General features: G+C 72.7%; 17 protein-coding genes. 9 read left to right on the top strand and 8 right to left on the bottom strand.

What is annotated here, in order from left to right:
• The first annotated feature begins 6 nt into the window (after nt 1-6).
• The 3 genes from ppdK (at nt 7) to ACGF2Y_RS06525 (ending at nt 4,940) form a co-directional block, all read left to right on the top strand.
• Nucleotides 7-2,718 (top strand): pyruvate, phosphate dikinase, encoded by a 2,712-nt coding sequence (gene ppdK / locus ACGF2Y_RS06535; protein WP_392943569.1) that lies wholly within the window; start codon nt 7-9, stop codon nt 2,716-2,718.
• 633 nt (nt 2,719-3,351) lie between these two features.
• On the top strand, nt 3,352-4,395 hold the full coding sequence (locus ACGF2Y_RS06530) for an ArsR/SmtB family transcription factor (protein ID WP_392943568.1): 1,044 nt from the start codon (nt 3,352-3,354) through the stop codon (nt 4,393-4,395).
• A 134-nt stretch (nt 4,396-4,529) separates the two neighbouring features.
• Nucleotides 4,530-4,940 carry a VOC family protein gene (locus tag ACGF2Y_RS06525; protein ID WP_392943567.1) on the top strand — a complete coding sequence of 137 codons (411 nt, stop codon included), beginning with the start codon at nt 4,530-4,532 and terminating at the stop codon, nt 4,938-4,940.
• A gap of 146 nt (nt 4,941-5,086) precedes the next feature.
• On the opposite strand, the gene ACGF2Y_RS06520 is transcribed toward ACGF2Y_RS06525, so the two are convergent.
• The 3 genes from ACGF2Y_RS06520 to nirB form a co-directional block, all read right to left on the bottom strand.
• Nucleotides 5,087-6,253, bottom strand: coding sequence for an alkaline phosphatase PhoX (locus ACGF2Y_RS06520; RefSeq protein ID WP_392943566.1), 1,167 nt, complete (start codon nt 6,251-6,253; stop codon nt 5,087-5,089).
• Nucleotides 6,254-6,418: 165 nt separating this feature from the next.
• Nucleotides 6,419-6,778, bottom strand: a complete 360-nt coding sequence (gene nirD, locus ACGF2Y_RS06515) for a nitrite reductase small subunit NirD (protein ID WP_392943565.1) — start codon at nt 6,776-6,778, stop codon at nt 6,419-6,421.
• Nucleotides 6,778-9,390, bottom strand: a complete 2,613-nt coding sequence (nirB, locus tag ACGF2Y_RS06510; RefSeq protein ID WP_392943564.1) for a nitrite reductase large subunit NirB — start codon at nt 9,388-9,390, stop codon at nt 6,778-6,780. Before nirB ends, nirD begins: the two co-directional genes overlap by 1 nt.
• A 186-nt stretch (nt 9,391-9,576) precedes the next feature.
• Here nirB and ACGF2Y_RS06505 point away from each other — a divergent pair, with 186 nt between their 5' ends.
• Nucleotides 9,577-10,368 carry a TSUP family transporter gene (locus ACGF2Y_RS06505; protein WP_392943563.1) on the top strand — a complete coding sequence of 264 codons (792 nt, stop codon included), beginning with the start codon at nt 9,577-9,579 and terminating at the stop codon, nt 10,366-10,368.
• Nucleotides 10,369-10,422: 54 nt separating this feature from the next.
• Here ACGF2Y_RS06505 and ACGF2Y_RS06500 read toward each other — a convergent pair whose 3' ends face one another.
• From ACGF2Y_RS06500 to ACGF2Y_RS06485, 4 genes are all read right to left on the bottom strand, one after another.
• Nucleotides 10,423-11,055 (bottom strand): class F sortase, encoded by a 633-nt coding sequence (locus ACGF2Y_RS06500; RefSeq protein ID WP_392943562.1) that lies wholly within the window; start codon nt 11,053-11,055, stop codon nt 10,423-10,425.
• Nucleotides 11,056-11,137: 82 nt separating this feature from the next.
• The gene (locus ACGF2Y_RS06495) at nt 11,138-11,674 is read right to left on the bottom strand and encodes a hypothetical protein (RefSeq protein ID WP_392943561.1); all 537 of its coding nucleotides are present in this window, start codon (nt 11,672-11,674) and stop codon (nt 11,138-11,140) included.
• Between the two features lie 445 nt (nt 11,675-12,119).
• The gene (locus ACGF2Y_RS06490) at nt 12,120-12,584 is read right to left on the bottom strand and encodes a DUF5990 family protein (protein ID WP_392943560.1); all 465 of its coding nucleotides are present in this window, start codon (nt 12,582-12,584) and stop codon (nt 12,120-12,122) included.
• 89 nt (nt 12,585-12,673) lie between these two features.
• The gene (locus ACGF2Y_RS06485) at nt 12,674-13,486 is read right to left on the bottom strand and encodes an aminotransferase class IV family protein (RefSeq protein ID WP_392943559.1); all 813 of its coding nucleotides are present in this window, start codon (nt 13,484-13,486) and stop codon (nt 12,674-12,676) included.
• A gap of 170 nt (nt 13,487-13,656) precedes the next feature.
• Between ACGF2Y_RS06485 and ACGF2Y_RS06480 the strand changes: the two genes are divergently transcribed.
• The 3 genes from ACGF2Y_RS06480 to ACGF2Y_RS06470 all read left to right on the top strand — a co-directional run bounded on the left by ACGF2Y_RS06480 (nt 13,657) and on the right by ACGF2Y_RS06470 (nt 15,205).
• Nucleotides 13,657-14,283: an NADPH-dependent FMN reductase gene (locus ACGF2Y_RS06480; protein WP_392943558.1), complete on the top strand. Its 627-nt coding sequence runs from the start codon at nt 13,657-13,659 to the stop codon at nt 14,281-14,283.
• A gap of 71 nt (nt 14,284-14,354) precedes the next feature.
• Complete coding sequence (gene cutA / locus ACGF2Y_RS06475; RefSeq protein WP_392943557.1) at nt 14,355-14,696, top strand: divalent-cation tolerance protein CutA; 342 nt, start codon at nt 14,355-14,357, stop codon at nt 14,694-14,696.
• Nucleotides 14,693-15,205, top strand: a complete 513-nt coding sequence (locus ACGF2Y_RS06470) for a gamma-glutamylcyclotransferase family protein (protein ID WP_392943556.1) — start codon at nt 14,693-14,695, stop codon at nt 15,203-15,205. Before cutA ends, ACGF2Y_RS06470 begins: the two co-directional genes overlap by 4 nt.
• 139 nt (nt 15,206-15,344) lie before the next feature.
• On the opposite strand, the gene ACGF2Y_RS06465 is transcribed toward ACGF2Y_RS06470, so the two are convergent.
• Complete coding sequence (locus tag ACGF2Y_RS06465; protein WP_392943555.1) at nt 15,345-16,181, bottom strand: vancomycin high temperature exclusion protein; 837 nt, start codon at nt 16,179-16,181, stop codon at nt 15,345-15,347.
• A gap of 224 nt (nt 16,182-16,405) precedes the next feature.
• Between ACGF2Y_RS06465 and ACGF2Y_RS06460 the strand changes: the two genes are divergently transcribed.
• Together ACGF2Y_RS06460 and ACGF2Y_RS06455 are read left to right on the top strand one after the other, a co-directional pair.
• Nucleotides 16,406-17,332, top strand: a complete 927-nt coding sequence (locus ACGF2Y_RS06460) for a sirohydrochlorin chelatase (protein WP_392943554.1) — start codon at nt 16,406-16,408, stop codon at nt 17,330-17,332.
• Between the two features lie 54 nt (nt 17,333-17,386).
• Nucleotides 17,387-18,829, top strand: coding sequence for a deoxyguanosinetriphosphate triphosphohydrolase (locus tag ACGF2Y_RS06455; RefSeq protein WP_392943553.1), 1,443 nt, complete (start codon nt 17,387-17,389; stop codon nt 18,827-18,829).
• Nucleotides 18,830-18,865: the final 36 nt, after the last annotated feature.

Here is an 18,865-nt window from a genome sequence, read left to right as displayed (position 1 = left end):
AGACCCGTGTCGGAAAACAAAGATCCCCAGAAGTTCGTCTACGACTTCACCGAGGGCAACAAGGATCTGAAGGATCTTCTGGGCGGCAAGGGTGCGAACCTCGCCGAGATGACCAACCTCGGGTTGCCCGTCCCTCCGGGCTTCACCATCACCACCGAGGCATGCAAGGTCTACCTCGACAGCGGTGACGCGCCGACCGCGCTGCGCGACGAGGTGAGTGCGCACCTCAAGGCGCTGGAAGAGCGCATGGGCAAGCAGCTCGGCCAGGCCGACGACCCGCTGCTGGTCTCCGTCCGCTCCGGCGCCAAGTTCTCCATGCCCGGCATGATGGACACCGTCCTGAACATCGGTCTCTCCGACGCCTCGGTGGCCGGTCTCGCCACCCAGTCCGGCGACGAGCGCTTCGCCTGGGACTCCTACCGCCGCCTCATCCAGATGTTCGGCAAGACCGTCCTCGGCGTCGACGGCGACCTCTTCGAGGAGGCCCTGGAGGCGGCCAAGCACGCCAAGAAGGTCAGCATCGACACCGACCTCGCCGCGGCCGACCTCAAGAAGCTCGTCAAGCAGTTCAAGAAGATCGTCGAGACCGAGGCCGGACGGGAGTTCCCGCAGGACGCGCGGGAGCAGATGGACCTCGCCATAAACGCGGTCTTCGACTCGTGGAACACCGACCGCGCCAAGCTCTACCGCCGCCAGGAGCGCATCCCCGGCGACCTCGGCACGGCCGTCAACGTCTGCTCGATGGTCTTCGGCAACCTCGGCCCCGACTCCGGCACGGGCGTCGCCTTCACCCGCGACCCGGCCAGCGGCCACCAGGGCGTCTACGGCGACTACCTCCAGAACGCGCAGGGCGAGGACGTCGTCGCCGGTATCCGCAACACGGTGCCGCTCGCCGATCTGGAGTCGATCGACAAGAAGTCGTACGACCAGCTCATGCAGATCATGGAGACGCTGGAGAACCACTACAAGGATCTCTGCGACATCGAGTTCACCATCGAGCGCGGCCAGCTCTGGATGCTCCAGACCCGGGTCGGCAAGCGCACCGCGGGCGCCGCCTTCCGGATCGCCACCCAGCTCGTCGACCAGGGCCTGATCGACGAGGCCGAGGCCCTCCAGCGCGTCAACGGCGCCCAGCTCGCCCAGCTGATGTTCCCGCGCTTCGACGACGAGGCGAAGACCGAGCTGCTCGGCCGGGGCATCGCCGCGTCCCCGGGCGCCGCCGTCGGCAAGGCCGTCTTCGACTCGTACACCGCGATCAAGTGGTCCCGCTCCGGCGAGAAGGTCATCCTGATCCGCCGCGAGACCAACCCCGACGACCTCGAAGGCATGATCGCCGCCGAGGGCATCCTGACCTCGCGCGGCGGCAAGACCTCGCACGCGGCGGTCGTGGCGCGCGGCATGGGCAAGACCTGTGTCTGCGGCGCCGAGGACCTGGAGGTCGACACCAAGCGCCGCCGGATGACGGTCGGCGGCCGGGTGATCGAGGAGGGCGACCTCGTCTCCATCGACGGCTCCACCGGCAAGGTCTACCTGGGCGAGGTACCCGTCGTACCGTCCCCGGTCGTCGAGTACTTCGAGGGCCGGATGCACGCCGGGGCCGACGACGCCGACGAGCTGGTCGCCGCCGTGCACCGGATCATGGCGTACGCGGACCGGGTGCGCCGGCTGCGCGTGCGGGCCAACGCCGACAACGCCGAGGACGCCCTGCGCGCCCGCCGCTTCGGCGCCCAGGGCATCGGCCTGTGCCGCACCGAGCACATGTTCCTCGGTGAGCGCCGCGAGATGGTCGAGAAGCTGATCCTCGCGGACACCGACGACGAGCGCGAGAGCGCGCTGGCCGCTCTTCTCCCGCTCCAGAAGGCCGACTTCATCGAGCTGTTCGAGTCGATGGACGGACTGCCCGTCACCGTACGGCTCCTGGACCCGCCGCTGCACGAGTTCCTCCCCGACATCACCGAGCTGTCGGTGCGCGTCGCGCTCGCCGAGTCCCGCAAGGACGCCAACGAGAACGATCTGCGCCTGCTCCAGGCGGTGCACAAGCTGCACGAGCAGAACCCGATGCTGGGTCTGCGCGGTGTGCGCCTGGGCCTCGTCATCCCCGGCCTGTTCGCCATGCAGGTCCGGGCCATCGCGGAGGCCGCCGCCCAGCGCAAGAACGCCAAGGGCGACCCGCGCGCCGAGATCATGATCCCGCTCGTCGGCACGGTCCAGGAGCTGGAGATCGTCCGCGAGGAGGCCGACCGGGTCATCGCCGAGGTCCAGGCGGCCACCGGCACCGACCTCAAGCTGACCATCGGCACGATGATCGAGCTGCCGCGCGCCGCGCTGACGGCGGGCCAGATCGCCGAGGCCGCGCAGTTCTTCTCCTTCGGCACGAACGACCTGACCCAGACGGTGTGGGGCTTCTCCCGCGACGACGTGGAGGCCTCGTTCTTCACCGCGTACCTGGAGAAGGGCATCTTCGGGGTCTCCCCGTTCGAGACGATCGACAGGGACGGCGTCGGTGCGCTGGTCCGCAGCGCCGTCGAGGCGGGCCGGGCCACCCGCCCGGACCTCAAGCTCGGCGTCTGCGGCGAGCACGGCGGCGACCCGGAGTCCGTGCACTTCTTCCACGAGGTGGGCCTGGACTACGTCTCCTGCTCACCGTTCCGTATCCCGGTCGCCCGCCTGGAGGCCGGCCGGGCCGCAGCCGAGTCCAAGGGCAGTGACAGCCGCTGACCCGGACTCACCGGTCCGGGGTGCACGAACACCCCGGACCTCCTGGGCAGGGCTGCGCGAACAGCCCTGCCCATCGACCACGGCCTCTCGGAGGCCCACCGAGAAGCGGCGGCACCCTGTGCGGGGGTGCCGCCGCTTCGCCTTGCGCTCGCGCTGACCGGAAGTGACCGGCGGTACGGGGCCCCGATGCGCCCGGATGTGACCGGCGGTACGGGAGGGGTGTGCGCGGAAATGACCGGCCGGGCGGGGAAGCCGTCAGGAGTGCGCACCGAAATCCGCGCGAAGAATGTGGCGCAGAGCACATTGCTTCGTTTAATGCGCAAAGAATTTCGAGTGACGGGCGGGGGACCGGGGTGCGGTCCATGGATCCCCACCCACGGACCGCACCCGGCTTACCCCCGTCGGGTACGGAGCCGCACCGCCGCCCACCGCCGCCGAACACACAAAGCCCCCCACGGCCTTCACGTGCTCATCCGGTGGGCACCGGATGCGTACCCGACGTCGTACAGCCTTTCGGGTGAAGTGGAACGGGGCGACACCTTTCACTTCTGGCCGAAACCCCGTGGTGACCTCCTGTGACGGTCCGCATACCCTTCGGTGGGGGCAATTGCGGATGCAACAGGTGGGGGAGTAGTGCTGCGTATCCATGTGTCCAGGCTGGACCTTTCGCGGGTGCGGATGGCCACGAGGCCGGACGCGCTGTGGGAAACCATTCTCAGTTTTCACCGGCTCAGGGACCGGCGCGCTTCGGCGGTGTTCGGAAAATGGCGTACGGAATCCCGGGCGCGGTTGAATGGTGAACCGCAGCTGCTGGCGGCGGTCGTCCCGCCCCGCGGCTATTTCCCGGATTTCCTGACGCCCTCCCAGGAAGGCGCCGAGCCTTTCGGGCTCGACGCCGGTATGGAGGCGCTGCGCGACACACCCGCCGACCGCGTCCACGCGGAGCTGGAGCTGCTGGCCGCCGGGCGGATACGGCAGCGGGCCGGCCGGACGGCCGGCCCGCCGCAACGGGACGCCGGAGCCGGAAGAGCGATCGCGGCGCTGCCCGCCGCGCTCATGGAGGACCGTGCCGAGCCGCTCGCCCGGCTCATCGGAGCCCTCCGCAGCTACCACCACGCGGCCGTCGAGCCCTACTGGCCGCACATCAGGGCCAGCGTCGAGGCGGACCGCGCCGTCCGCGGCCGGGCCCTGATGGACGGCGGCACGGACGGGCTCCTGGCCACCCTGCCGCCGATGATCCGGTGGCGCTCACCCGTGCTGGAGGCGGACTACCCGGTCGACCGCGACCTGCACCTGGACGGGCGCGGACTGCTGCTCCAGCCGTCCTTCTTCTGCCGGGGCACCCCGGTCGTCTACCGCGACCCGTCACTCCCGCCGGTGCTCGTCTACCCGGTGACCAACCCCGGCGCCCCGGTCTTCGCCGAGCCGGGCCCCTGGCTCGGCCGGCTCGTCGGACACACCCGCTCGGCCGTCCTGCAGTCCATCGGCAACGGCTGCACCACCAGTGAACTCGCCCGCCGGGCCGGGGTGTCGCTGGCCTCCGCGAGCCAGCACGCCTCCGTGCTGCGCGAGGCGGGCCTGGTCCTGACGCTGCGCCACGGCAGCTCGGTCCTGCACACGCTGACCCCGCTCGGCGGCTCCCTGCTGCGCGGCGGCGCCCCGCTCGCCCTGCCCTGAGCCGCGTCCTGCCCCGGGCCGCCCCCCTCCGCCTGCGGGCGGCGAGAATCCGTCCGCCGGGCGACGATGAGTTCTGTGCGGCCCCGCAGTCCAACCATCGAGAGCGCCACAGAAAACGGAAAGAGGAAACGACCATGGCTCAGATGATCTTCGTGAATCTGCCGGTGAAGGACCTGGAGACCACGGTGGGCTTCTTCGGGAAGCTCGGCTTCACGACCAACCCGCAGTTCACCGACGACAAGGCCGCCTGTCTGGTCATCAGCGACACGATCTTCGCGATGCTGATGACGGAGCCGCGCTTCAAGGAGTTCAGCAAGAAGGACGTCGTCGACGCCTCGAAGGCGGCCGAGGTCATCCTCGCGCTCAGCGCCGACAGCCGCGAGAAGGTCGACGAGATCGTCGACGCGGCGCTGGCCTCCGGCGGGTTCCCGGCGGGCGAGACGCAGGACATGGGCTTCATGTACGGCCGCTCGTTCCAGGACCCCGACCACCACATCTGGGAGGTCGTGTGGATGGCCCCGTCCGCCGTCGAGGGCCAGGCCTGACCGCACGGCCGTACGCCGGGCCGGCGCGGCAGTCCGCGCCGGCCCGGCCCGCCGCCCGGAGGCGCCCCGGCCCGCGATCAGTGGCCGAAAGCCGCCCCCCGGCCGGAGCAGCCCCAGGCCGGAGCAGCCCCCGGCCGGAGCAGCCGTCAGCTGCGGAAGGGCCCCTTCACCTCGTACGTGATGCCCCCGGAGGACCGTCCGCTGGTCCCGCGCTGCGAGGAGAAGTAGAGCCGCCCGCCGTCCGGCGAGAACGCGGGCCCGGTGATCTCCGAGCGGGACTGGCCGGTGATCCGCAGGAACGGGGCCACCGTGTCGTCCGGCGTGATCAGGCAGATCTCCATGTTCCCGCCGTCCTCGGCGATGTAGAGGTCACCGGATCCGGACCGGGTGACGTTGTCCACGCCGGTCAGCGGGGGCGTCCCGCCCGTCACCAGCGAGTCGTCGTAGACGAGCGAGATCGACGAGGCGTCCGCGTCGTACGCCCACACCCGGTTGTCGCCCTTGGTGGTGAACCAGCAGGTGCCCGCCGCGTAGAAGCAGCCCTCACCGCCGTTGAAGACCTTCGCCCCGGACACCTGGTTCCGGGTCTGGGTGGAGGAAGCGGCCGGGTCCGGCACATTCGCCCAGGTCACCGGGGTGGAGGTGGCCGAGCCCGCCACCAGGACCTGAAGCGTGCCGCTCGACAGGTCCCCCCAGGTCGTGGGCCGGAAGCGGTAGAAGCGGCCGTCGCTCTCGTCCTCGGTGAGATAGACGTAACCGTGGTCCGGGTCGGCGGCGGCCGCCTCGTGCTTGAAACGGCCCATCGCCGGACGCCGCACCGCCGCGTTCACGCCCCAGGGATCGGTCTCGTACACATACCCCCGGGTGACCTCCTCGCAGGACAGCCAGGTGTTCCACGGGGTGGCGCCGCCCGCGCAGTTGTTGTTCGTGCCGGACAGGATCCGGTACGCGGAGGTCACCGACCCGGAGGAGTCGAACCGCACCGCGCTCGCCCCGCCCCCGCTCCGCGGGGACACCTCGGCGTTGGAGACGTAGATCCAGCCCGAGCCGTCGGCGTACGTCGCGCCGCCGTCGGGCGCGCTGTGCCAGCGGTAGGAGGTGCCGGGCACGGTCTGCCCGGAGCGGGCGACGACACGGCTGGTGAAGCCGCTCGGCAGCCTGATGCCGTCGCTGTTGGCCGGCTGGAGGGCGCCGTACGGGCCGGGGGCCGGCTGGGCCGGGTCGGCGAAGGCGGCGCCCCGCCACAGCGTGCCGCCGAAGGCCGCCGCCGAGCTGCCGATCACCGCGGTGCGCAAGAAGGTCCGACGTTCCACGATCACTCCCGCATGAGTGAGGCCCGCCGCTCCGGACGGACCGGCGGGTCGCGCCCCAGGACTGTAGGAGTACGGAGTTGACAGGGCGTCAAGAGAGGGTGAACGGGCGGCGGAGGGGTTGCGCAGGCCGCCCCTCCGCGGCCTGCGCACCGGTCCCCGGGGCGCTCAGTCCGCCCGTACGGTGAAGACCGGCACCGCCGCCCCCTCGTCGTCCAGGCACGCGCCCGTCGCCAGGTCGAAGCGCTGCTTCAGCAGCGGAGAGGCCACGAACGGCCGGCCGGCCGCGGAGCCGAGCAGCCCGCGCGAGAGGACGTACGCCCCGGTGAACGGATCCCGGTTGCCGATCGCGTACACCTGGCCGGCCCGGTCCATGAAGACGGCCGCCTGGTCCCCGTCCGGCAGCAGCACCGCGACACCCCGCCCGGGGATCAGCGCCCCCCGTGCGCAGACCGTCAGCCAGTCCTTCCCGTGGGCGAGCCGGACGGATCCGGTGCCCTGTGCTGTCGTGATCGTCGCGGTGGTCATCAGGATGCGGTCCCTTCGAGGGTGCGGACGGCGAGTACGGGTCCCGCGAGCAGTTCCAGATCCGGCTTGATCTGGTCCCGCTCCGGAACGAACTTCACCGAGGGGTCGGGGGCGTCGGGGGCGTTGACGAACGTGACGAAGCGACGCAGCCGTTCCGGGTCGTTGATGGTCTCGGCCCACTCGTCGCGGTAGCCCGCGACATGGTCGGCCATCAGCCGCTCCAGCTCCTCGCAGAGCCCCAGCGAGTCGTGGACGACCACGTCCCGGACGTGGTCCAGGCCGCCGTCGATCCGCTCCAGCCAGGCCGAGGTGCGCTCCAGGCGGTCGGCGGTGCGGATGTAGAACATCAGGAACCGGTCGATCAGCCGCACCAGTTCGGCATCCGACAGATCCTGGGCCAGCAGGTCCGCGTGGCGCGGGGTGGCCCCGCCGTTGCCGCCGACGTACAGATTCCAGCCCTGGGCGGTGGCGATGATCCCGAAGTCCTTGCTCCGGGCCTCCGCGCACTCGCGGGCGCAGCCGGAGACCGCCGACTTCAGCTTGTGCGGGGAGCGCAGCCCCCGGTAGCGCAGCTCCAGATCGATCGCCATCTTCACCGAGTCCTGCACGCCGTAGCGGCACCAGGTCTGCCCCACACAGGACTTGACCGTACGCAGCGACTTCCCGTACGCGTGCCCGGACTCGAAGCCCGCGTCCACCAGCCGGGTCCAGATCAGCGGCAGCTGGTCGACGCGGGCGCCGAAGAGGTCGATGCGCTGGCCGCCGGTGATCTTCGTGTAGAGGCCGAAGTCGCGGGCCACCTCGCCGATCACGATGAGCTTCTCCGGGGTGACCTCGCCGCCGGGGATACGCGGCACGATCGAATACGACCCGTTGCGCTGGAGGTTGGCCAGAAAATGGTCGTTGGTGTCCTGGAGTGCCGCCTGCTCACCGTCCAGCACATAGCCGCTCGCGCCGACCGTGGGGGCGAGCGAGGCGATGACCGAGCCGACCGTCGGCTTGCAGACCTCGCAGCCGTCCCCGCCCCGCGCCTCCTCGCGGCCGTGCGAGTCGAGCAGCTCCACGAACGAGGTGACCTCCAGGGTGCGGACGATCTCGTACAGCTCGCTGCGGCTGTACGGGAAGCAGCCGCACAGCCCCGCGTCCTCGGGCGGCGGCATCAGCTGCCCGATCACCTTCAGGCAACTGCCGCAGCCCGTACCGGCCTTGGTGCACTTCTTCACCTCGGGCAGCGTGGTGTGCTCGCAGACCGCGCCCTTGGTCACGTTGTGGCAGGAGCAGATGACCGCCTCGTCCGGCAGCGCGGACGGGCCGAGCGCCACCGGGCCGCCCGCCCCGGCCGGCAGCACCAGCTGCTCCGGGGCCACCGGCAGTACCGTGCCCGTCATCGGCCGCAGCGTGCCGTACTGGTCCGCGTCCCCGACCAGCACCCCGCCCAGCAGCGTCCCGTCCGGCCCGATCACCAGCTTCTTGTAGATCCCCGACCGGGCGTCGGAGTAGACGACGTCGAGTGCCCCGTCGGCCGCCCCGTGCGCGTCGCCGAACGAGGCCACGTCCACGCCGAGCAGCTTCAGCTTCGTCGACAGGTCCGCTCCCGTGAACGCGGACCGCCCGCCCGCGATCACCTCGGCCGCCGCCTGGGCCATCTCGTAGCCCGGCGCCACCAGCCCGTACACCCGGCCGTCGGCGGCCAGCGCGCACTCGCCGATCGCGAACACCGCCGGGTCCGACGTCCGGCACTCCTCGTCCACGACGATCCCGCCGCGTTCCCCGACCGCCAGACCGCACTCCCGGGCCAGCTGGTCGCGGGGCCGCACGCCCGCCGAGAAGACCACCAGGTCGGTGGCGAGCGAGGAACCGTCCGACAGGGCCATCCCGTTCACCGCCCCGTCCTCCCCGGCGGTGACCTCCTGCGTACCGACCCCCGTGTGGACGGTCAGTCCCATCTCCTCGATCGTGCGCAGCAGCGCCGCGCCGCCGCCCTCGTCCACCTGGACCGGCATCAGCCGGGGCGCGAACTCCACCACATGGGTGCTCAGCCCGAGCCCCTTCAGCGCCCCCGCCGCCTCCAGACCGAGCAGCCCGCCGCCCACCACCGCACCGGTGACCGCGCCCTTCGCGTACTCCTCGATCGCGAGCAGGTCCTCGATGGTCCGGTACACGAAGCAGCCCCGGGCGTCCTTCCCCGGCACCGGCGGCACGAAGGGGTACGAACCCGTCGCCAGCACCAGCGTGTCGTACGGGAACACCGCCCCGGACCGCGCGGTCACCGTCCGCTCCGCCCGGTCGATGCCTGTCGCCGGGTCCCCGACGTACAGCTCGATGCCGTGCCGGTCCATGAAGTCCGGCGCCACCAGCGAGAGGTCCTCGGGGCTGCGCCCGTCGAAGTACGAGGTGAGCCGCACCCGGTCGTAGGCGGGCCGGGGCTCCTCGCAGAGCACGACGACCCGGGCGGCGCCGGCCGCCGGGGTCAGCCCGCGGTCGGCCAGGGCCTCCAGGAACCGCTGGCCGACCATGCCGTGCCCGACGACCACGATCGTGGGCAGGGCGGTGTGCGCCGTGCCGTTCGGGGCGGCGGCGGTGGTGCGCGGGTCGAAGGTGGGCTCCGGCATCTCAGTGGCCTCCGTCGGTTGTCCTCATGCCATGAGACTGGGCGGGAGGTGTTACCCGGCCGCATCCCGCCTGTTTCCCGGGCGGAACCTTGCGCTCAGCGCCCGCGCGGGGGCCCTGTGAGGGGCCGGGCGCGGGCGGACAGGGGGAGGGGAGGGGAGAGGAGGGGCAGCCCTTAAGGTCGGGGCGTGCCTGACATACCCCTGACGACCCTGATCCTCCTCTGCCTCGCCGCGGCCGCCGCGGGCTGGATCGACGCGGTGGTGGGCGGCGGCGGACTGCTGCTCCTGCCCGCGCTGCTGCTCGGCCTGCCGCACGTTTCGGCGGCCCATGTCCTCGGCACCAACAAGGCCGTCGCGATCGTGGGCACCTCGGGCGCGGCCGTCACCTTCCTGCGCAAGGCCCCGGTACGGGTGGGGCTGGCGGTGCGGGTCGGTCTGATGGCGCTCGCCGGGTCGATGGCCGGGGCGTTCTTCGCCGCCGGGATCAGCAGCGAGGCGCTCCGCCCGGTGATCATGGTGGTGCTGCTGGGGGTCGCGGCCTTCGTGATGCTGCGCCCGTCCTTCGGTACGGCCGCGGCGGGCGACGGCACGGACCGGCCGGCCGGCCGGGCCCGGGTCGTCACCGCGATCGTTCTGGTCGGTGGCGGGATCGGCTTCTACGACGGGCTGTTCGGGCCGGGCACCGGCACCTTCCTGGTGCTGGCCCTGACCGCCGTGCTGCACCTGGACCTGGTGACCGCCTCGGCCACCGCGAAGATCGTCAACGTGTGCACCAACGCGGGGGCGCTGGCGATGTTCGCGTACCAGGGCACGGTGCTGTGGCAGCTCGCGGCCGTGATGGCGGTGTTCAACCTGGCGGGCGGGATGATCGGGGCCCGGATGGCGCTGAGCCGGGGGAGCGGCTTCGTCCGGGCGGTGCTGCTGACGGTGGTGTTCTCGCTGGTCGCCAAGCTGGGCTTCGACCAGTGGAACGCGTAGGGGCTCGCCCGCCGGGGATCGCGGGACAGCCCTGGGCGTTCCGGGACGGCGCGTTCACCGCACGTCGGTGAGGTGCGCGTACGCCACCACGTTGCCCTGGTAGCCGGTCTCCTCGGAGAACCCGCCGCCGCAGGTGATCAGCCGGAGCGACGCGTGCGGAGAGTCGCCGTAGACGCGCTGGTCGGGAAAGTCGTCGTTGTCGTAGACCTCGATGGCGTCGATCGAGAAGACGGCCGTGCGCCCGTCCTGGCGGACCACCTCGACCGTGGTCCCCTTGGTCAGGGCCCCCAGGGCGTAGAAGACGGACGGGCCGTCCGCGTTGTCCACGTGCCCCGCGACGATCGCGGTGCCCTGCGCGCCGGGCGGGACGCCGTCCCCGTACCAGCCCGCGAGGTTGCGGTCCTCGTCCGGCGGTACGTCGAGGCTGCCGTCGGCGGCCAGCCCCAGCCGGGTCATCGGGGCGTCCACGTCGATGCTCGGGATGCGGATGCGGACCGGCTCGGAGGGGTGCAGCGGCTCGGCGACCGGGGAGCCGGGCTGGAGCTGGGGCCCGGCGGTGAACGCCTGGGCGCTGGAGGGCTGCGGCGGGATCAGCTGGCCGCCGGGGCCGTTCTGGATGAGCCAGATGCCGCACAGCACGGCGATGCCCACCAGCCAGCCCTTGGCCTTCTGCGCGCTCGGTGACACGGCGTCGTCCTCGGTCGGTGGTCCGGGGCGGACGGGGCGCGCTCGGGGACGCGCCCCGCCCGGTCAGGGGGGAAGCGGAGGTTCAGCTTCCTTCGGTGCCCTCGGAGCGGCGGCGCAGCAGCCACAGCCCGCCGACGGCCGCCAGCCCGATCACGCCGACGCCGAGGGCGACCTGCGTGGAGTCCGGTTCGACGCTGCCGCCGACGCCGGTCCGCACATGGCCGGACGGGCGGTCGGGGATGGGCTTGCCGCCGCCGATCACCCTGAGGTCGCCGACCGCGTCCTTGCCGTTGTCGCAGGAGACGATGATCTCGTAGGTGCCGGCCCGGGTGTCGTGCGGCACGGTGAACCGGCCGACCACGACCTCCTTGTGGGTGCCGGGGCGTACCTCGAAGTCCCCGGCGTCCAGGGAGTTCGCGTCACCGATGCCCGAGCCCTTCTTGCCGCAGGCGGTGGTGTTCACGGTGACGGTGGCGCCGGGGGCCGCGGTCGCCGGGGTGATCTCCAGACGGCCGAAGTCACCCGCGTACGCGGACGGAGCGGCGGCGGTGAGACCGAACGCGATGACGGTGAACGCGGCACCGACGGTGCCGGTCACGAGGCGGGCAGGACTGCGCATGGGGATCCTCCGGGCAGACGGCGCGAGCGGGTGTGTCCTGACCCGAGCCAACGGGGGTGCGGCCCGCCACGCCTTCTGACGCCAGGTCAGCTTTCACCCGTACGGACCGGCGCGGCACCCTTGCCGGAATGGATCACCGCAGGTGGCGGCGGTGCGGCTGGGCCGTTCGGTCCGTACTGTCGGTCCGGGTGCCGATCGGGTGAGGCGCGCATGTGTGGTGTGACGCAGGTCACATGAATGGCATCGCGAGCCCCGGGCACATGCAATACACCCCCCCACGGGACACATCCCCGCCCCCCACGGCGCCCGCCTCCACCGGTCCACTCCCCCCTGGACCGGTGGAGGCGGTGCCGGATCCGCCCCCGGTTTCGGGCGGTTACGCCTCGTCTGCCTGCCTGCCTGCCTGCCTGCCTGCCCAGCCTGTCCCGCCCGCCCGCCCGCCCGCTCAGCCCGGCCCGTCCGTGGCGCTCCAGGCGATCTGCGGCGGGCGCACCCGGGCGCACAGTGGCTGTCCCTTGGCGTCGGTGAGCCCGAGCCGCCCGGTGAGGTGCCCGGTGCGCGCGGCGGCTTCGAGGACGTCCGGGGCGATGTCGTCGAACATCAGCTTGGCGCGCCGGAACATGGTGAAGACCCCGGCGTCGTCCACCGTGCCCCACGACAGATAGACGAACCGCCCGCCCAGCCGGTTCTGGACGAACGGCCCCGCCACCTCGATCCCGTCCGCCGTCGCGGTGGCCGTGCAGTCGAGCACCCACGAGGCGGAGGGGGCGTCCGCGGGGTGCAGACCGATCAACTCGCCCGGCCGGTCCTTGCGCTGGACGCCGACGTGGATGTTCTCGTACCCGGGGAAGTCGCTGTCCGGGCCGCAGCTGCGGCCGGGAAGGGCTGAGGCCTCGATATGGATCTGCATGCCCCCCATCGTCCGGCACGGCCGAGCGGGCGGCGTCGGCCCTTCCGCCCCTCGCTCTTCCGTCCTGCCGCACTTCCGTGCGGGGCGTCTCACACGGCGTCCTCCGGAGCGCTGTCGTACGCCGCCCCCAGGTCCCTCATCAGCTCCTCGTCCACCGCGAACTCGATGCCGTCGATCCGCCGCACCGGCGCGATGCCCTGGGAGTTGCAGACGAAGGCGGAGCGGTAGCGGCCCACCCCGTCCGGGCCCTCCAGCGTCACCGGGCGGCGCACCGACGGCCGCCCGGCCCGAGCCAGCCCCTGTTCCAGCAGGGCCATCGTGATGCCGGCGAGCGCCGGGGCGCCGGGCCACACCACCGAAGCCCCGTCCCAGAAGCCGATGTTGGTGGTCGCCCCCTCGGTCACCACTGCGCCCGGCGCGGTCAGCAGCGCCTCGTCGAACCCCGCCCTCACGGCCAGCATCCCGTAGTACGTCTGCCCGAACTCGCCCGGCCGCTTGATGTGCGGGGCCGTGCGCGCGTACGGCACCGACATCAGGCTCCGCGCCCAGGACGGCATGGCGGCGGGCTCCCGGACCGTCACCATCAGGGTCGTGCGCGTCGCGCCGGGCGGCAGGTAACCGTTCACCCGCACCGAGGCGTCCCGCCGCCCCGCGCCGTCCAGGGCGTGCCGGACCAGCTCCCGCACCCGGTCACCGTCCACCGGCAGTGCGAACAGTTCCCGGTTCGCGGCGTCCAGCCGGGCGAGGTGCGGCCCGAGACCCCGTACCCGGCCGTCCCGCACCTGAAGGGCGGTGAAGTGACCGAAGCCGTACAGCGCGGGGATCCGCAGATCCTCCTCGGTGGCGGGCCGGCCGTCGAACTCGATGTGGGGCACGGGTGTGCTCGGCGGGTACGTCGTCATGCGGCCACCGTATGCGTGCTGACCGGGTCGAGTCGGGTCGAGTCGGGTCGAGTCGGACTGGGCTGGACGGACGGATTCCGGATGGTCGGGCTCCGGGCGGACCCGGGGCGGATGGGCTCCGGGCGGACGGGCTTGACCTCAATCATGGTTGAGGCGGAAGGCTCAACGCCATGGACATCACGACCGCATCCGCATCGCCCGCCACGTCCGTCACCGAGCCCGCCCCCCTCAAGGTGGCCGTCATTCTCGGCAGCAACCGCGACGGCCGCTTCGGGCCCGTCGTCGCCGACTGGTTCCTGGCCCGCGCGGCAGGGCACTTCGGTATCGAGACCGAACTGGTCGACGTCGCCGAGGCCGACCTGCCCACCGCGATCACCTTCAGCCCCGGGCCCGATGAGGCGGCGCGGCTCGGCGCGGTCTCCGCCCGGCTCGCGGCGGCCGACGCCTTCGTCGTGCTCACGCCCGAGTACAACCACTCGTTCCCCGCGCCGCTGAAGAGCCTCATCGACTGGCACAGCGCGGAATGGCAGGCCAAACCCGTCGCCTTCGTCAGCTACGGCGGCATCTCCGGCGGGCTGCGGGCCGTCGAACAGCTCCGGCAGGTCTTCGCCGAACTGCACGCCGTCACCGTCCGCGACACCGTGTCCTTCCACAACGCCGGCGCCCTCTTCGACGACGAGGGACGCCATCTGGCCCCGGAGCGCGCCGACGCGGCGGCCAAGACGCTGCTGGACCAGCTGGTGTGGTGGGGAACCGCCCTGCGCACGGCCCGGAATCTCCATCCGTACGGCGCCTGACGCTCCGTGGGCCGACAATCGCATCGAAGGCCCACGGGCAAGGAACCCGCCGTACTCCGAGGAGACCGACGATGACAGCGCCGCCGGCATGGCTGACCGTACTGACCACGACCGACAGCGAGGGCAAGGCGCACGCCCTGGCCCGGTCGGCGGTGGAGGCCAGGCTGGCGGCCTGCGCGCAGATCTCCGCCCCCGTCACCTCCGTCTACCGGTGGCAGAGCGCCATCGAGGCGACCGAGGAGTGGCAGGTGTTCTTCAAGACGACGTCGGAACGCTACGACGAACTGGAGGAGCACCTCCAGCGGGAGCACGACTACGACACGCCGGAGATCATCGCTCTGCCGGTGATCCGGGGCAGCGCCCGCTACCTCGGCTGGGTGACGGCGGAGACGGCGCCCCCGGCAGCCCTGTGACGGCGGCCGTGACCACGCCCGTCCCCGGCGGCCCCGTCGCCGCCGAGCTGCCCTTCTTCGTGTACGGGACGCTGCTGCCGGGCGAACCCAACCACGATCTGTTCCTCCGGGGCCGCACGGCGGGGGAGCGGCCGGCCGTGCTGCCCCGGGCCCTGCTCTACGACGGCCCCGGCTACCCGTACGCGATCGACGGCCACGGCCGTGTCCACGGCACCCTGCTCGTCGCCGCGCCCGGGGTGTACGGGGAACTGCTCGGGCTGCTGGACCACCTGGAGGAGTTCCTCGGCCCCGGCCACCCGCGCAACCTGTACGAACGGGTCGTCCGCGAGGTCGAGCTGCCGGCCACGGGGGCGCCGGGCGCCGCCGAGTCCGTGCGGACCTGGGTCTACCTCGCCGCGACCGCCGTCACCCGCTCGCTGCGGACCGGCGGCGCTCTCATCCCCGGGGGGCGGTGGACCACCGGCCGCACACCGGGCGGCTCCGAGGGCCTCCCGCCGAGCTCCCCCTGACGTCGGGATTCACCCGCCAGGCGTAACGGGGCTATGCCCAGGACCCGGGGCCCGGACGGTCAGAGTGCCCTGTGCCGTGTGCCCTGTGCCCGGGGCCCGGACGGTCAGTGGGTGCACCCCCCGCCCGGGGCCCGGGTCGTCAGCGTGCGCCGGCGGCCAGGGCCTCCGTCACGCCCGGCTCCTCCGGCCCCAGGAAGCGCGGGTCGGGCCGGAACAGGGCGTCCAGGGCCGCCTTGCCCGAGGCCGCCAGCTCCCGGGCGCCGCCGTAGTACCAGGTGGAGTCCCGTGGCTCGTCGACCCCGACGCCGTACGCGTCGATCCCGGCGGACCGGCAGAGGGTGACCGCCCGGTGGATGTGGAAGCCCTGGCTCACCAGCACCGCCCGGTCCACCCCGAAGATCTTCTTGGCCCGGACGCAGGAGTCCCAGGAGTCGAATCCGGCGTAGTCGCTCACGATCCGCTCGTCGGGCACCCCGCGCCCGGTGAGGTACGTGCGCATCGCGTCCGGTTCGTCGTACTCCACCCGGCTGTTGTCCCCGGTGACCAGGACGACCTTCACCTTCCCGGTGCGGTACAGCTCGGCCGCCGCGTCCAGCCGGTGCGCGAGGTACGGGGTCGGCCGGCCGTTCCACAGCCCGGCGCCGAACACCACGGCGACCTCCCGCGCCGGAGCCTCGGCTGTCGTACCCACCCGGTCGCCGGCCTCCAGCCGCATCCAGGTCGCGGGCACGAGGGCCAGCACACAGGCGGCCATCAGCCCCTGGACCAGCCACCGTTGAGCCCGCCGGGTGCGCGGCATCCGCAGAACGGCGGACCGGGCTGGCAGCCGCAGAAGGGCGGGTCGCTTCGGCAGCCGCAGGGCGGACCGGGCAGGCCGCCGGGGCACCTTCAGCCGCCGCCCGAGCAGCCCGAGGACCGTCGTTCTCGCCCCGCTCGCCCTGCTCTCTCCGCTCTTCCCGCGCACCAGAACCCCCACTCATCCGTTTGTCCGTTCACCCCACCTGACGACCGGAGTGCCGCACCGGTTCGCCCGCCGTCCCGTTTGTGGCATCCGGCACTGGCAGGGGAGCGGACGACACCGGCGGAGGAGCGGACGGCACCGGCGTACGCACACCGCTGCCGTCCCCGCCGTGAGGCGGCGGAAAACGCTCGTGACCCTCGCGCAACGGCCCGGCAACCTCCGACCGGCACCATCGGTCCATGACGGAGCCGGCCCCGGAACAGCCTCACCAGTCGCCCCCGATGCCCGACAGCACCGCGCAGCTCCTCACCCGTATCACCGACCGGCTCGGCGCCCAGCTCAGCCTCGTCTCCCGGAACGGAACCCGCAGGCCCATGCACCGCACCCGGCAGTCCGACCGCCCCGCACCGGACCGGCGCGGCGCGCCCGCCCCCTCCCTGGTCGCCGTAGCGCACGGCAGCCGCGATCCGGAGGCCCTGCGCACCGTGCTGGCCCTGCTGGACCGGGTACGCGAACTGCGCCCCGGCCTGGATGTCCGGCTCGGCCACATCGAGCTGAACCGGCCGCTGCTCCCGGACACCCTGGACGGCCTGCGCGGAGCCGACGCCGTCCTCGTACCGCTGCTCCTGGGGCGCGGCCACCACGTCAAGCGCGACCTACCCGCCGCTTCGGCCGCCGCCCCCGGTGTACGCACCCGGATCGCCGCGCCCCTCGGGCCGCACTCCCTGCTCGTCGAGGCGCTGTACGGACGGCTCGTCGAAGCCGGCTGGGACCCCGCCGACCGGGGCGGCCGGGGCGCGGCCGTGGTCCTCGCCGCCGCCGGATCCCGCGATCCCGACTCGGCCCAGGACACCCGGCGCACCGCCCGTATGCTCGCCGAACGCCTCGGTGCACCCGTCGTCCCCGCGTACGCGTCCGCCGCCACGCCCACCGTCCCGGCCGCCCTGCGCACGCTGGCCGCCCGAGGCCGCCACCGGGTCTTCGTCGCCTCGTACTTCACCGCCCCCGGCCGCTTCGCGAGCGCCTGCGCCGACGCCGCACCGCGCCGGGCCGCCGCCCCGCTCGGCGCGCACCCGGCGATGGCCCGCCTCGTGCTGCACCGCTACGACCAGGCACTGTCCAGGGAGTGCCCGGCCGACGCGGCGCCCCTGCTCGCTTCCGCCTGACATCCCGGGCCCGCTCACGCCACGTTGTCGGTCCCGGTCGCTACTGTCGGAACCATGGACGGCACACAGGGCGCACACGGGGCAGATCCGGCACACGGCACACACGGCACACACGGCACGCACGGGACACAGAGTGCACACAGTGCCCAGAGCACCCACGGCACGCACAGCGGACAGGGCACGCACACCGGACCGGCCGGACCGACTGCGCGCCGGGCCGCGAGCCCCTACGGCTTCGCCGACACCGAGCGCTTCGACACCGAGGAGGACAAGCGCCCCGGCCGCACCGCCTTCCAGCGCGACCGCGCCCGGGTCCTGCACTCCGCCGCCCTGCGCCGGCTCGCCGGCAAGACCCAGGTGGTGACGCCCGGCACCCGCTCCCTCGTCTGGGACGCCAGCCCCCGCACCCGGCTCACCCACTCCCTGGAGTGCGCCCAGGTCGGCCGCGAGCTGGGCGCGGTCCTCGGCTGCGACCCGGACCTGGTCGAGACGGCCTGCCTGGCCCACGACATGGGCCACCCGCCGTTCGGCCACAACGGCGAACAGGCGATCGACGACTTCGCCTCCGACTGCGGCGGCTTCGAGGGCAACGCCCAGTCGCTGCGCCTGCTGACCCGCCTGGAGCCCAAGCGTTTCGTCCGCGACCCGCGCACCGGCGATCTGGTCAGCGTCGGCCTCAACCTGACCCGGGCCGCCCTGGACGCCGCCACCAAGTACCCCTGGCCGCGCGGCGAGCACCCCACCGACCCGCACTCCGCCAAGTTCGGGGTGTACGCCGATGACCTCCCGGTCTTCGCCTGGGCCCGCGAGGGCGCCCCCGAGGACCGCACCTGCTTCGAAGCCCAGGTCATGGACTGGTCCGACGACGTGGCGTACAGCGTGCACGACTTCGAGGACGGGCTGCACGCCGGGCACATCGACCCCAACTGCCTCTACGCCGAGCCGGAGCGCGAGGAGATCTGGGCCGTCGCCATCGGCCGCTACGTCCCGGCCGGGACCGACCCGCGGGAGCTGTCCGAGGCTCTGGACCGGCTGATCGACCAGGACTGGTGGCCGCACGGCTACGACGGCTCCGCCGTGGCCCAGGCCCGTCTGAAGGACGCCACCAGCCAGCTCATCGGCCGTTTCTGCATGGCGGCCGAGACCGCCACCCGCGCGGTGTACGGCCCCGGCCGCCTCGGGCGGTACGGCGCCGAGCTGGTCGTTCCGCGCGGGGTGCGCCACGAGTGCGCGGTGCTCAAAGCGGTGGCCGACCGTTACGTGATGCAGCGCGCCGAGCAGGAGGCCATCCGCGCCGACCAGCGCATCGTGATCGCCGAGCTGGCCGCCGCCCTCACCGCCCGCGCCCCCGAAGCCCTGGAACCGCACTTCCGCGCCCTGTTCGACCAGGCGCCCGACGACCACGCCCGCAAGCGCGTCCTCGTCGACCAGATCGCCGCACTCACCGATGCCTCCGCACGATCCCTGCACGCCGCGCTCACCGCCCGCCGCGGCTGACCGGCAGACTGGAACCTGACCACTGGGGGTGACCTG

It is taken from the genome of Streptomyces sp. NPDC048142 (assembly GCF_043202835.1).
Lineage (GTDB): Bacteria > Actinomycetota > Actinomycetes > Streptomycetales > Streptomycetaceae > Streptomyces.
Note: the sequence above shows the minus strand (reverse complement) of the source record. Positions and strands in the feature narration are given on the sequence as shown.